We start from the raw sequence: 14,383 nt of genomic DNA on the forward strand, positions 1-14,383 counted from the left end.
ATCCGTTTTTTGGAGGGGAAGGATATTATGGCAACATAAACAGGGCGTTGGCGAAAAAGAGTTTACCACCTTCCCAGAAGCCCCGGAAAAGTGGGTTGTCTACCATATAAACCACTTCGCCCCTTCCATAATTTTCAACTCCGTATATCAGGCTGTTGGGGATTTTGTCCAGGGCATTGCTCCCGGCAAAGCCCGCAACCGGACCTGCTTTGCCATCCAGGTGTACCACCGTCCCGCTTTTAAGGGGTTCATAGGCTGCGTTCCCTAGCTTCAGGCTAAAGTAGGTTTCGGGATAACCGAAAGCAAGCGGATGGGTATTGTCTACCCGGGTTCTGAAGATAGCGCCGGTAATAGCATCCCTTATCCGTTCCCGCTGATTTTCCGAATAGGCCAGTAATTCAGGATCTTCTTCCTCCTGTGGGGGCTCTTTGGTCTTTATTTTAAACCCTTTTTCTCCGCCGAGCTTCCCTATGGCTGAACCCATGGCGATGAGCCGCCCGCCAGCAGCAACCCAGGATTTCAGCTCTGCAAGCATTTTTTCATTCAGCATCTCGCCATAGCCATAACCCGAGGGCAATATCAGAATATCGTACTGCGAAAGATCGACCCTGTCGATATAATCGGAGCCTAAGACGGTGAGCGGATATCCCAGTTGTTGTTCAAAAAAGTGCCAAACCTCGCCAAACCTGAGTGTGGATACGGGTTCACCCGAGAGGGCAGCAACCCTTGCAGCTTTAACGACCCCTATCGCATCCGAACCGAAATCTTTGCCCTTATCGACAAAACCGGTTGGGGTTGGGGTCAGCGTAATACCATGGTTCGCCGCCTTTTCATAAAGAATGGACGTGAAGTCCGCATTTGATTTATTATCCCCGCTGCTAATGATGAGCGTGCCGGGCTCCCAGCTGCGACCTTCCAGTTTAAAGGGCTTTTCAGTCCGCCGTACCCTGATGCCCTCATTTAGCAGGGATGCCAGAAAACGGGCGTCTTCCATACTTCCCCATTGGGCGAGATAGGCATAGGCCTTTTCCTTTGATGGCTGGGCTTTTGAAGCCGGGAGATCCCAGCTTCCGGACCGGGAGGGTAGCACATTTTCCGATGCCAGGGATTCCAGGCCGTACGCATACGGAAGGGACCAGGCAGTAATATCATAGGTCAGGGAATCGCTGAGGCGTGCATTGGGTTCAAAAAGCACTTTTACCAGCCGCCCCTTCTTCTGATCTGTAGACACAATAAGGCTGCTGGAGTCCAGCTTGATGGATCCTGATTTCCCGCTTCTGTATAAAAATCCCTTAGCGGTCCCCGAAACACCCCGGCCGTATTCAATCTGATGCCGGTCCAGCAGGTCTCTCAGGATTTTTATTTTTCCAGGATTCCCATTGAGAGCATAACTCCTGTATTTGAAGGCGGGGAGGTTTTTGTAAAAAGCCCTGAATTCATCCGTTAAGCGCCGGGCATGTCCGGAAGCAACCTCTACGGTGCTCAGGCCCGTGGTAAGGTGGTGCTCCAAACGGTCTTTCAGGCTAAGGGTATCTCCGATGGAGGTGGTTATAGCCAGTCCTGCCCGGCCGCTGCCACCCTGCTCATAGGTCATTCCAATGGCCCCGTTGTAGGTGGGGTAGGTATCTCCGTAACTCGGGTAGAATAAATCAAACACTTCTTTTGTAAAATAAAACCATCCCGCTGCATCAAAATAGCGTGCATGGTTTCTCCCGATAGTTTCCTGGAATTCCCGCTGAAAGTCTGAAATTACTTCGTGGTAAGGTTCAGCGGCAGGAGCGAAATAGTAGGGGTCATCCACCCCCTGTTCGTGGAAATCCACATGTATGTGCGGATACCACTGATTGAACTTTTGCAGGCGCTGCCGGCTTTCGGTCTGTGTAAGCCAGGCCCAGTCGCGGTTCAGGTCAAACATATAGTGGTTACTTCTCCCGGACCACCAGCCTTCGTGATGTTCCCGGCTGTTCGGGTCTACCTGGAAAGGGGTGTTCTTGTATTGATTATACCAGTTTACGTATCGATCCCTTCCATCCGGATTAATACAGGGGTCCATGATCACCACAGTGTTTTCCAGGTATCCTTTTTTGGAAGTCAGCAATTCATAGAGGGTTTGCATAGAAGCTTCTGTACTCACACTTTCGTTCCCGTGGACGTTGTAGCTGAGCCATACGATTGCAATTTCAGAGGCCCCGGCTCCTTCAATGCCTTTCATGTGCTCCGCCCTGATCTCATCTATCCTGGCCATATTTTCCCTGGAAGATAAGGTAGCCAGCATCAGTGGCCTGCGCTCGTAGGTCTTACCATAGCTCTGCAGTTGTACCTGCTCCGGAAGGGTTTTGGCTACATAATTGTAATAATTCAAAACCTCATGGTGCCTCGTAAACTGGGTTCCCAGTTCGTATCCTAAAAACTCAGCAGGAGATTGGAGTTTTTGCGCGGTACTTGTAAATGTCAGAAACAGGCTAACGATCAAAAAAAAGTGCTTCATAAGGAGTTCCCGGTTTTTTATATCACCAAATCTAAACAATCTAAAGCATATCTATTCTGCTCAAAATAATATTCGATAAGTGGTAGCCCTCAGGCGTTCAGGAAGGTTTCTTAACGTATTTTTAGGATATCCTAGCCTTCGGAATACTATCTTTGAAACAATCAAACCAACAGATGAAAGCAGAGGGTATCCCTTTTAAGGAAACCGGTTATTTTTCCAGCCTGATTACAGATTACCTGGACCAGAACCCAGACCTAAGTCAGTTTTATAACCGATTTCCTGAAATCCAGGCCTTTGAAGAACAAATAAAGGAAAAAGGGAGTCATTACCCCGGCGCGAACCGGGCCATCCTGGTAAAAGCGCTGCAAAGGCAATACAAAGAGATACAGATAGGTTCCCAAACTTCACGGAACCTGCAAGCCCTGCGGGATGAAAACTGCTTTACGGTTGTTACCGGGCACCAGCTAAACCTGTTTACAGGTCCTTTTTATTTCTTTTATAAGATCGTTTCCACTGTAAAGCTGACCAGGCAATTGCGGCAGCACTATCCGGAGTATTCCTTTGTCCCGGTTTACTGGATGGCAACCGAAGACCACGATTTTGAGGAGATAAACCACTTTAATTTTCGCGGGAAGGCGTTTCACTGGAACCGGGAAGGCGCCGGGGCTGTTGGGAGAATGTCCACAGAAGGGCTGCAGGAAGTCTATCGTCAGTTTGCAGCAGACCTCGGTCCGGGGGATGCAGCTTCAGAATTGAAGAAATTATTCCGCGAAGCATATCTGGAACATCCAAGGCTTGCAGATGCAACCCGCTTTTTGGTCAATACCCTTTTCGGGGAAACCGGCCTGGTAATCCTGGACGGGGACGACAAAGAACTGAAGGCCGTCTTCACTCCCCATATGGAAGCAGATATTTTTGACAATCTCGGACATAAGGCCGTAAATGATCAAATAACCCAACTGCAATCTTTGGAACGGGACTACCCGGTTCAGGTAACCCCGAGGGAAATCAATTATTTTTATCTGCAACAGGGAATACGGGAACGGCTGGTGGAGGAAAACGGCTTCTTTCACGTCCTGAATACGGATATGAAATTCAGTCCTGGTGAACTGAAGGCCGAACTACAGCAATACCCGGAACGATTCTCTCCCAATGTGATCACCCGACCGCTCTATCAGGAAACCATCCTGCCCAACCTTTGTTATATAGGCGGGGGCGGGGAATTGGCTTACTGGCTGGAATTGCGGAAATACTTCCATAAAAGCCAGGTTCCTTTCCCCATATTGCTTCTGAGGAATTCTGCAGTACTGGTTTCGGAGAAACAGGCACGAAAAGCACACAAACTGAATATTGGCCTGCAGGAACTATTCCTGGACCAGCAGCGCCTTATTGATAAAAAGGTCCGGGAGATATCCGAAATCGATATTGATTTCAGCCCGCAGCGCGAGCATCTGCAAAAACAATTCAGGGAATTGTACGCCTTGGCCGAACAAACAGACAAATCTTTTCTGGGGGCGGTAAAAGCCCAGGAAGTCAAACAGTTGAAGGGGCTGGACAATCTTGAAAAACGGTTACTGAAAGCACAAAAGCGCAAATTAAAAGACCATGTCAACCGGCTTACCATCCTCCAGAACGCCCTTTTCCCCAATGGGAACCTGCAGGAACGCAGTCGGAACTTTGCTGAATTCTACATAGCAACCGGCCCCGGCCTGATTGATGACTTGCTCGGGGCGTTCAACCCCCTTTCAGAGGAGTTTTCCATTCTGATCTATCCCTGAAGCTTACGGAATTATCATTCGGTCTGCCGTATCTTTGTGGTTAAACGAACAGATATGCATCAGCTCGATATCGACACGGTAGAAATGACCCTGGATGTGATGAAATATGCCATCAGCCGTATCACCAATTCCAGTCCGGAACTGGGGAAACCCCGGAAAGAAGAAGACCTTAAAGCACTTGTAGGGGAAACCGTAACCCAGGGTGGAATAGGTGGGGAGAAGGCATTTGAGTTGTTCAGGGACGTGCTTATCAAAGCGACAGTCCCCATTGACCACCCCAGGCACCTGGCTTTTGTGCCGGCGGCCCCCACCCGCGCTGCAATCTTGTTTGACCTGATCACATCTGCTTCGTCTGTGCACGGGGCTTACTGGATGGAAGGGGCAGGCGGGATATTCTGTGAGAACAGGGCTATGGACTGGCTTGTTTCCCTGACCGGAATGCCGGAAGGGGCTTTCGGGGTATTTACCAGCGGGGGCACGGCAGCCAATTTATCTGCAATGGTAACAGCAAGGGAGTACTGGCGCTCCGACAGCCGGCACGCCCAGCAAAAAGGAATTATCATTACCTCTATTGGAGCTCACTCATCCATCAAGGCCATGGCCCAGGTTATAGATGCTGAGGTGATCCTCGTGGATACTGAAGACCGGATGCGAGGGGAGCAGTTACAGGAGAGCATCGCAGCCCTGGATGCTACTAAACGAGACCGTCTGTTCGCGGTTGTGGCCACCGGGGGGACTACCAATGCGGGAATTGTTGACGACCTGCAGGGTGTTGCTGCCATTTGCAAGGCTGAAGGCCTTTGGTTCCATGTTGATGCCGCCTATGGTGGCGGGGCCCTTGCTGCTGATTCCGTAAGGCATTTATTCAATGGGATAGAAGCGGCAGACAGTGTGACCATCGATCCTCATAAATGGCTTTTTTCACCTTATGATTGCGGGGCGATCATTTATAAAAATCCGGAATTGGCGCAAAAGGCCCATTCACAGGAGGGCTCCTATCTGGATATTTTCAAGGATGAGGGGGCCAGGGGTTTTAACCCTGCAGACTATCAGATACAGCTCACCCGTCGGTTGAGGGGGCTACCCCTTTGGTTTTCACTGGCAACACACGGAACGGATAAGTACAAATGGGCAGTCGAAAGGGGGATACATCTGGCAAATCGGGCCGGGGAAATGATCAGGGAACGGGAAGGTCTGGAGCTGGTTCGTGAACCGAGCCTGTCCTGTGTACTGTTCCGCAAGCCTGCCTGGGGGCCTCCGGATTATACGGAATGGACCTACCGCAACCACGAAGCGGGCCTGGCTTTAGTTACGCCTACAAAGTGGGGGCATGGCCAGCAGGCAGAAACCGTACTGAGATTTTGTTTTATCAATCCGGACACGCAGGAGGAGGACATTGAAATGATCCTGGATACATTAGGGGACTAGGAACTCGCTTTTCCAGCCATCTCCGTCCTTTATCTTGGAATAGCGTACCCGCAGATGGGTAGGCCTTTTGAGTTTCAGGTATTCAATTTTAAATGGGTAAATCCGTACCAGGGTAAAAAAATCGCCGCGATCCAGGTACTCAACCTGGTCCGGGTTCTCAATTTCGGAGCCCGGAGCGGCCTTAGTGGTGTAATCTTTACGGGAGTTGGTTGCCACTCCTTCCCTGTGCTGCTGAATTATTTTAGGGTCTTTCTCCTGAATGGCAATGCCTTCAATGCGCAATTGCATCAACTTTTCCGGGTTGTAGAACAATAAGCTTACCTGCTTGTTTTCCTTTATATGCAGAACTTTTTTGGACCTGGAATCAGTGTAAAACAACAATTCCATGTCTTCCGGGTTCATTTCTCTTAAGACGATGGTGCGCAATCTCGGAATCCTGTCCAGGCCTAAAGTTGCAAGGGTAGCGTAGTGAAAAGGGTGTTCTTTCTGGCTGCAACCCAGTTGCAAATCTTCCTTTAATTCCTGCCAATAGTGTTCGTTCAATTTTGAATCTTTTATTAAAGTTAAAAAAAAAATCCATTTAGGGGTAGGGTATTTCCGGACTGGGTTGTTATAATATCAAAGTTGCTATGAAAAAGGAAATTAATATGCCTCTCTTCAGATGCCACAACAATCTGAGGGAGGCTTTCCAAAGCAACATAGAAAATATTGAATTAGTCAATTTTGTGTCATAATTAGTTCATGTGTTTAGGTTGGTTTTGATCCCGGGCGACCGGGGGAAGAAAGAATCCCGGTGGTTTCACCGGGATTTTTTTTGACCCAGGCGCAACTACTTGAAGAGCAGGATAAATTGGCATGAAAACGGTAAAAAGCAATTTGTAGGAATAGATATAATAAATTAATAACCAGTTATATAAGGTTTATTATTTATTTAATTAGTTTATATCTTTGGAATAAACTGAATTTTGACTTTTTAAGAGGAATAATGGTTGTTTTCGTGGCTGCATTTCAGTATCAGTGGTTCTGGGAAATAGCAGACCGGGCCAGACTGCAGTCTATTTTCCGTTAGGGAAATATGAGGGTCCGGAAAATTTTCAGCCCCCGGTTGGAATGTTGACATCTATAAAAAAATATTCTCCATAACCGCTAATCTTAGTTTGGGCATTTTACTATTTTTGCCCATGCAAAATAACGTTCTCATCCTCGATTTCGGTTCCCAATATACCCAATTGATCGCCAGGCGCGTCAGGGAACTCAATATTTTCTGTGAAATAAAACCGTATAACCACCTTCCCGAAGACCTCGGGGAGTACAAGGCCGTCATCCTTTCAGGATCTCCCTTCTCGGTCCGTGCAGATGATGCGCCGCATCCTGACCTTTCGGATATTCGCGGTAAAAAACCTATCCTGGCCGTTTGCTATGGGGCCCAGTATATTGCCCATTTCAATGGTGGAAAGGTAGAACCTTCAAATACACGCGAATACGGGCGGGCTAATTTGACCACAATCAGCAAAGACCCGTTTTTTAAGGATGTTAGCAATGGCAGCCAGGTTTGGATGAGCCATAGCGATACCATCAAAGAATTACCTGAAGGTGCGGAGCTTTTGGCGAGCACGCATGATGTGTTAAATGCAGCATTTAAAATTGAAAAAGAAAAGATTTACGGGATTCAGTTTCACCCGGAAGTGTACCATACCAAGGAGGGAACAACCATTCTGCGGAATTTTCTCGTACATATAGCAGGATTGCAACAAACCTGGACCCCGGATGCCTTCGTGGAAACCACCGTAGCGGAGTTAAAGGAAAAAATAGGGAGCGATAAGGTTATCCTGGGCCTCTCAGGAGGGGTAGACTCAACAGTTGCCGCCGTATTGTTGCACAAGGCTATAGGGCCTCACCTGCATTGTATTTTCGTCAATAACGGCCTCTTGCGAAAAAATGAATTTGAAGAAGTGCTGGAGCAGTACAAGCATATGGGGTTAAACGTCAAGGGCGTAGATGCTTCGGCACGTTTTTTGGATGCTCTTAAAGGAGAAGAAGACCCGGAGAAGAAACGAAAAATTATCGGGAGGGTCTTTATAGAAGTTTTTGATGATGAAGCCCATATGGTAGAAGACGCTAAATGGTTGGGGCAGGGGACCATTTACCCGGATGTTATTGAATCCGTTTCGGTTTCCGGAGGCCCCTCGGCAACTATAAAAAGCCACCACAATGTAGGTGGGCTTCCTGATTTTATGAAATTAAAGGTCGTGGAACCTCTGAAAATGCTCTTTAAGGATGAAGTCCGCCGTGTGGGGGCCAGTATGGGGATAGAAGACGAGCGCCTGGGAAGGCATCCGTTTCCCGGCCCAGGTCTGGCTATCCGGATACTGGGTGACATAACTCCGGAGAAGGTTGCCATTTTGCAGGAGGTGGATCATATTTTTATCAGTGGTCTCCGTCAGTGGGGGTTGTATGATAAGATCTGGCAGGCCGGTGCCATGCTGCTTCCCGTTAACAGTGTAGGGGTTATGGGAGACGAAAGGACTTACGAAAAATGTGTAGCTTTACGGGCAGTGGAAAGTACGGATGGGATGACCGCTGACTGGGTTAATTTGCCCTATGAATTTTTGCAGAAGACCTCAAATGACATTATCAATAAGGTTCCGGGTGTAAACAGAGTGGTTTACGATATCAGCTCCAAGCCCCCGGCAACCATAGAATGGGAATAACATGAATTTCGCTTACAGGTATGTGATACTGCTTTTTTCAGTCCTCCTGATTGGTTGTAAAGCCAGCAGCCAGCAGTTCAGGACGCACGCTGTAAAACAAGGGGAAACAATCAGTTCCATAGCCCGGAAATACCAGGTTTCCCCGGCTAAAATACTGGAATACAACAAAGAATTAAGGGCAGATGCGCCCCTGCGCCCCAATACCATTGTGGTAATCCCTGGTGGGACCCGGGTTGAGGATGCCCCTTCAACGGTATCAAAACAAAAGGACAGTACCGATCTGAATAAACCCATTGCTTTCAGGTCGCACAGGGTACGGCGGCGGGAAACCCTTTTCAGCATTACAAGGCGGTACGAAATTACGGAGGACGAGCTCAAGCGATACAACCCTGCTCTCTATTCAGAATCCCTGCAGAAGGGGATGGTTCTGAGGATACCTGTATATCCGGAAGGCCGCGATGCTGAGGCAGAAGAAGAAACCGAGCTGATTACCTACACGGTTAAACCCAAGGAAACCCGCTGGAGTATTGCACATGCCAATGGTATTTCCATTGACAGTCTGTTGAAGTTGAATCCGGAGCTCTCTGAATCTTCAAGTTATTTGGCCATCGGACAGGAACTGAAACTTCCAAAACCGGCCGGGAGCGACGTGGAGCAGAAAGAAACCGAGCTCTATATATCCTATACGGTACCTCCCAAGAAGACCCTCTTCAGCCTGAGTCAGGAATTTAATATCAGCAGGGAAGAGATCATCCGGCTGAATCCGGAGATTGTGGAGCGCGGAAACCTGCAACAAGGCATGGTACTGCGCCTGCCCGAAAAAAAGGCAGACTCTACTGAAATCAACACTGATAATTTTGTTTTCTACGAGGTAAAGCCCAAACAGACCGAATATTCCCTTACCCGCAAGCTGGGCCTGGGATACCGCGAATTGCTGGAAATGAATCCTGACCTTGCCATGGGCCTGAAAGCGGGGATGGTCCTGAAGATCCCGCGAGACAAGGCAGCCAACCTTGAGGTAAAGAATGCGCTGGTACTGGATGCCTTTGACCTGAGGGATAGCATCAACGTTATGAATACCCCCAAACTCATGATATTATTTCCTTTCAGGTTAGATCGCCTGAGACTGGATGATGAAGCAGGGACCCAAAAACGCATAGAGCAGAACAATGCCCTGAAATACAGCCTGGGACTGTATTCCGGATTGCTGGTAGCTATGGATTCCATAGCCGAGATGGGGGTTTCCGTTAATGTGAAAACCTACGATACCGAATTAAATGCCGATAAAGTAAACAGCCTGATCATGCGGGAAGATCTGGGTAGCCTTAGCGCTATTATCGGGCCGCTGGAACCAGGTGCCATAAGTCAGGTAGCTGCCCGTACAGCTTCCCTGGGGGTGCCGGTCATAGCCCCGGTCCCGGTGGATGCGGATTTACCTCTGGAAAATATTTTTTATACCTACACCACCGAGGAGCTGTTGCGGGAACGGATGCTGGAGTATATGGAGGGGCAGGTTACGGATCAGCATATCATGATCATCTCGGATCAGAAAAACAGGGATGCTGAGGGACGTATTCTGGAATCCTTTCCGGATGCGGATCTGATCCCCCTGAAAGAAGAGGAGAAAAATATTTCCCTGGATATGGAAGATTTCCGGTCCCGGCTGGTTGAGGAAAAGGACAATTGGGTTTTTGTTGAAACCGATAATTTTAAAATCCTTTCCAGTGTTACCTCCATCCTGAATTCCTCCAATGCCGACACCACCCGTATCAGGATGTTCACCACCAATAAAAACAGGGCCTTTGACAGCGACGTGATTTCAGCAACTCATCTGTCCAATCTGGAATTTACCTATCCTTCGGTTTATCGGGAAGCCCCGAATTCCGCGTTTATCAGCAGGTACCGCAGGAGGTTCGGTGGCGACCCGGATCGTTATGCCATCCGGGGTTTTGATCTGGGAATGGACCTGTTGCTAAGACTGGCATACAAAATGAACCTTTTTGAAGTAGCAGACCAGATAGGGGAAACCCGTTATACCGGGAACAAATTCAATTATATCAAAGATCCCCAATCCGGCTATTACAATACATCATTTTATATTCTGAAATACGAAAACCTTCAAATCAGGGAAATAACCGAACAATGACCTCCAAAGTAACCTATAAAGGCGCCCTGCGCACCGAATGTACACATCTGAGATCCGGTGATACCTTTATCACCGATGCCCCTCTAGATAATCACGGCCTGGGCCAGGCGTTCAGCCCTACTGATACCGTAGCCACTGGCCTGGCAAGTTGCATGCTGACGGTTATGGGCATAAAGGCCGACAAGATGGACGCCAGTCTGGAAGGTTCATACGGGGAAGTAACCAAACACATGGCTGCTGAACCCAGAAGGATTTCCAGAATTGAACTGGATCTGCATTTACCTTCATCCATTGGGGAAAAAGACCGTAAAATTCTTGAAAAAACAGGGAGAACCTGTCCGGTCTGGTATAGTTTGCACGAAGCCATTGAAAAAGAAGTTCGATTTTTTTGGGATTTATAAGAAACATACTATTTCTCTTTTTCTTGTCCGCCGGTTCTCTGTTTGCCCAGGAAGACGCAATCTTATGGCGGGCTGAAAATGCCCTGCAATGGGGAGATTTCAGGGCGGCACCTCCTGCCGGAAAAAAAGTGGCAGCAACTACAGCGAGCGGCCTGAGTTATAACTATTCAGGAAAAGGCGTGGGTGGAAAGTACAAACTGGATTTCCAGGTGGATGCTTTTTTCTATCCCGATAAATCATGGTACCATCCGGACCTGGTAGACTCTGTAATCCTGAGCCACGAACAACTGCATTTTGATATTTCTGAACTCTATGCTCGTAAATTCAGGAAGATTTTGTCCCAAAGGGTCTTTTCTGAAAACGTCAGGGAAGAAGTAAAGGAATTATTTGCCGAAATCAATCGTGAATTATCTCTTTTTCAGGATCGCTATGATCTGGAAACTGATTTTTCGCGGAACCGCGGGGCCCAGTTGGAATGGAATGCCAGGATTTCCAGGGAACTGGGAAAAGACCTTTGAAAAGACCTTACACATCGCAAATGGATATGCCTTGTTGCAGGGCAGCAAGTTTATCTTCCCAGGAAGGAATAAATTCCTGAGCCACGTGGCCTGTAAATCCGGTAGCCAGAATGGCCTTCATGATAGCCGGGTAGTTCAATTCCTGGCTTTCGTCAATTTCGTGCCGTCCCGGATTGCCGCCCGTATGGTAGTGCCCTATATAATCATGGTATTCTTCAATGGTCCTGATTATGTCTCCTTCCATAATCTGCATGTGATAAATATCAAATAACAATTTGAAATTTGGCGTAGCCAGCCGCCGGCATAATTCCACGCCCCAAAGCGTATGGTCACACATATAGTCTTTGTGGTCTACCTTGGAATTTAGAAGTTCCATTTGCAACACTACTCCGTGTTTTTCGGCCAGGGGAAGTACCTGGCTCAGGCCTTCAACGCAGTGTTGTAGCCCTATCAGGTCCTCCATGCCGCGTCGATTCCCACTAAAACAGATCAGGTTGGTATAACCCGCAGCCGCAACCCTGGGAATCATCTCAGTATAATTCGCAATAAGTTGCTCGTGGAATCTGGGATCGTTCCACCCATCGGTAAGCCCTAACTCTGCTCCCCAACACATGGAGGCATGTATCCCGTGTTTTTTGAGAAGGGGCCAGTCATCCGGTCCAACCAGGTCTATCGCCTTTACGCCCATTGCTGCCAGAGCCGCGAGGAAACGGTCCAATTCTATGGAGTCATAACACCAGTAACATACACTGTGGCGGATATTATTTTTTAATTTCAACCCCGGTCCGGCAGCTTGTAAATGCCCGTCTTTACCGAGGCTAAGCGCAGGGCTCAGGGCTGCGGTGGAAGCCAGGAGGGATCGATGAACAAATCGTCTTCTTTTCACGCCTTACGCAGATTTATTTAAAGATAAGATATTAAATTTACCTATGTCCAATCACTTCGCCCGGGAACAACTTATCAAAATGGCACATTACCGCATGCCATTTGGAAAATACAAAGGACGTTATCTGGTACAGCTACCCTTGCCATATCTGCTCTGGTTTCGCCAGAAGGGCTTTCCCGAGGGTCGGTTAGGACATTTCCTGCAAAGTATGCTTGAAATACGGGAGAATGGTCTGGAAGCCCTTATTTACCGTATCCAAAAAGATTTTCCCGAGGAAGCCTCTTGATTTCCTCAGGCAATTCGTATCTTTGAATCCCGTAACAAACATCCCGCAAATGCCAGCTACCAAATACATCTTCGTTACGGGGGGAGTAACCTCATCTTTGGGGAAAGGAATCATTGCCGCCTCTCTTGCTAAACTGCTTCAGGCCCGTGGTTTGAAAACCACCATACAAAAACTCGATCCTTATATAAATGTTGATCCCGGAACGCTCAACCCCTATGAACACGGGGAATGCTATGTTACGGATGACGGGGCCGAAACGGATCTGGACCTCGGGCATTACGAACGTTTTCTGAATGTGCGCACTTCCCAGGCCAATAATGTGACTACCGGGAGGATATACCAAAGCGTTATTGAGAAAGAGCGACGGGGCGAATTTTTAGGGAAGACGGTACAGGTGGTTCCCCATATTACCAACGAAATCAAAGAGCGCATTCAAATCCTTGGAAACAGCGGGGAATACGATGTGGTCATCACCGAGATAGGGGGAACGGTGGGTGACATCGAATCACTGCCGTATATTGAAGCTGTCCGCCAGTTGTTATGGGAATTGGGAGATTCCAATGCCATAGTGGTGCACCTTACCCTGGTGCCCTTCCTTTCCGCTGCGGGGGAGCTCAAGACCAAACCCACCCAGCATTCCGTAAAGACGCTTATGGAGAGCGGGATTAAGGCAGACATCCTGGTCTGCAGAACCGAACACGAACTCTCAGAGGAAATCAAGCAAAAACTGGCCTTGTTCTGCAATGTGAAAAAAGAGGCGGTTATTCAGTCTATAGATGCCAGTACTATTTACGAGGTTCCGCTGATGATGCAGGAAGAAGGACTGGATAAGGTGGCCCTTGAAAAACTGGCACTATCCGGAACTTCCGAACCGGACCTGAAACAATGGAAGGAATTTCTACAAAGGCTTAAAAACCCAAAAACGGAAGTCACCATTGGCTTAATTGGGAAATATGTGGAATTACAGGATTCCTACAAAAGTATTCAGGAGTCCATTATTCATGCCGGAGCAGCCAATGAAGTGCATGTAAATGTGGTTTCCATCCACTCGGAACATATCAGTGAAAACAACCTGGAGAAGAAAATGAAAGACCTGGACGGGGTCCTGGTAGCACCGGGCTTCGGGGAGCGGGGGATAGAAGGAAAAATTAAAGCTGTGAAGTACGCCCGTGAAAATGGGATCCCCTTTCTGGGGATTTGCCTAGGGATGCAGATGGCTGTTATCGAATACGCCCGGAACGTACTGGGTATGGAAGATGCCAACTCCACCGAGATGAATGAGAATACCACCCATCCGGTAATAGACCTGATGGAGGCGCAGAAGACCATTGTCAATAAAGGAGGGACCATGCGTCTGGGGGCCTGGGACTGCGAACTCACTGAGGATACCCTGGTCTTTCAAACATATAAGGGCAGCCCGACCATTTCGGAGCGCCACCGGCATCGGTATGAATTTAACAATGACTATAAACAAGCCATGGAAGAAGCCGGTCTAATTGCTTCCGGTATTAACGCGGAAACCGGGCTGGTAGAGATCATAGAAATTCCTTCCCACCCTTGGTTTATAGGGGTTCAATACCATCCGGAATACAAGAGTACCGTCGCCAACCCGCACCCGCTGTTCGTAGGATTTGTACAGGCAGTGCTGCAACATAAAATGCAAAGAACCAATGCCCATTTGGCATAAACCGTCCAATTGGACCTATATTTGCAAACCTTTATACATTCAGGCCTGGTAAAA

11 protein-coding genes are annotated in these 14,383 nt (G+C 48.2%); 8 read left to right on the forward strand and 3 right to left on the reverse strand.

Annotated elements, in window-relative coordinates; translation table 11 throughout:
- Positions 1–25: 25 nt before the first annotated feature.
- Positions 26–2,488 (reverse strand): M14 family zinc carboxypeptidase, encoded by a 2,463-nt coding sequence (locus tag ACT6NV_RS11730; protein ID WP_445384635.1) that lies wholly within the window; start codon positions 2,486–2,488, stop codon positions 26–28.
- 173 nt (positions 2,489–2,661) lie between these two features.
- Between ACT6NV_RS11730 and bshC the strand changes: the two genes are divergently transcribed.
- Together bshC and ACT6NV_RS11740 are read left to right on the forward strand one after the other, a co-directional pair.
- Positions 2,662–4,266 (forward strand): bacillithiol biosynthesis cysteine-adding enzyme BshC, encoded by a 1,605-nt coding sequence (bshC, locus tag ACT6NV_RS11735; RefSeq protein WP_445384636.1) that lies wholly within the window; start codon positions 2,662–2,664, stop codon positions 4,264–4,266.
- Positions 4,267–4,320: 54 nt separating this feature from the next.
- On the forward strand, positions 4,321–5,694 hold the full coding sequence (locus ACT6NV_RS11740) for a pyridoxal phosphate-dependent decarboxylase family protein (protein ID WP_445384637.1): 1,374 nt from the start codon (positions 4,321–4,323) through the stop codon (positions 5,692–5,694).
- On the opposite strand, the gene ACT6NV_RS11745 is transcribed toward ACT6NV_RS11740, so the two are convergent.
- Positions 5,683–6,237: a pyridoxamine 5'-phosphate oxidase family protein gene (locus ACT6NV_RS11745; RefSeq protein WP_445384638.1), complete on the reverse strand. Its 555-nt coding sequence runs from the start codon at positions 6,235–6,237 to the stop codon at positions 5,683–5,685. The genes ACT6NV_RS11740 and ACT6NV_RS11745 overlap by 12 nt on opposite strands.
- A gap of 638 nt (positions 6,238–6,875) precedes the next feature.
- On the opposite strand from ACT6NV_RS11745, the gene guaA reads away from it, so the two are divergent.
- The 4 genes from guaA to ACT6NV_RS11765 are packed head-to-tail and all read left to right on the forward strand — an operon-like array spanning position 6,876 to position 11,470.
- Positions 6,876–8,405: a glutamine-hydrolyzing GMP synthase gene (gene guaA / locus ACT6NV_RS11750; RefSeq protein WP_445384639.1), complete on the forward strand. Its 1,530-nt coding sequence runs from the start codon at positions 6,876–6,878 to the stop codon at positions 8,403–8,405.
- 1 nt (position 8,406) lies between these two features.
- Positions 8,407–10,551, forward strand: coding sequence for a LysM peptidoglycan-binding domain-containing protein (locus tag ACT6NV_RS11755; protein ID WP_445384640.1), 2,145 nt, complete (start codon positions 8,407–8,409; stop codon positions 10,549–10,551).
- Positions 10,548–10,952 carry an OsmC family protein gene (locus ACT6NV_RS11760; protein ID WP_445384641.1) on the forward strand — a complete coding sequence of 135 codons (405 nt, stop codon included), beginning with the start codon at positions 10,548–10,550 and terminating at the stop codon, positions 10,950–10,952. The genes ACT6NV_RS11755 and ACT6NV_RS11760 overlap by 4 nt, the downstream gene beginning before the upstream one ends.
- Before the next feature lie 23 nt (positions 10,953–10,975).
- Complete coding sequence (locus tag ACT6NV_RS11765; RefSeq protein ID WP_445384642.1) at positions 10,976–11,470, forward strand: DUF922 domain-containing protein; 495 nt, start codon at positions 10,976–10,978, stop codon at positions 11,468–11,470.
- Between the two features lie 7 nt (positions 11,471–11,477).
- Here ACT6NV_RS11765 and ACT6NV_RS11770 read toward each other — a convergent pair whose 3' ends face one another.
- Positions 11,478–12,356 carry a hydroxypyruvate isomerase family protein gene (locus tag ACT6NV_RS11770; RefSeq protein WP_445384643.1) on the reverse strand — a complete coding sequence of 293 codons (879 nt, stop codon included), beginning with the start codon at positions 12,354–12,356 and terminating at the stop codon, positions 11,478–11,480.
- Between the two features lie 43 nt (positions 12,357–12,399).
- Between ACT6NV_RS11770 and ACT6NV_RS11775 the strand changes: the two genes are divergently transcribed.
- Positions 12,400–12,642, forward strand: coding sequence for a DUF3820 family protein (locus ACT6NV_RS11775; protein ID WP_445384644.1), 243 nt, complete (start codon positions 12,400–12,402; stop codon positions 12,640–12,642).
- 49 nt (positions 12,643–12,691) lie between these two features.
- Positions 12,692–14,329, forward strand: coding sequence for a CTP synthase (locus tag ACT6NV_RS11780; RefSeq protein ID WP_445384645.1), 1,638 nt, complete (start codon positions 12,692–12,694; stop codon positions 14,327–14,329).
- The last annotated feature ends 54 nt before the right edge of the window (positions 14,330–14,383 follow it).

This window comes from Robiginitalea insularis (assembly GCF_052497835.1).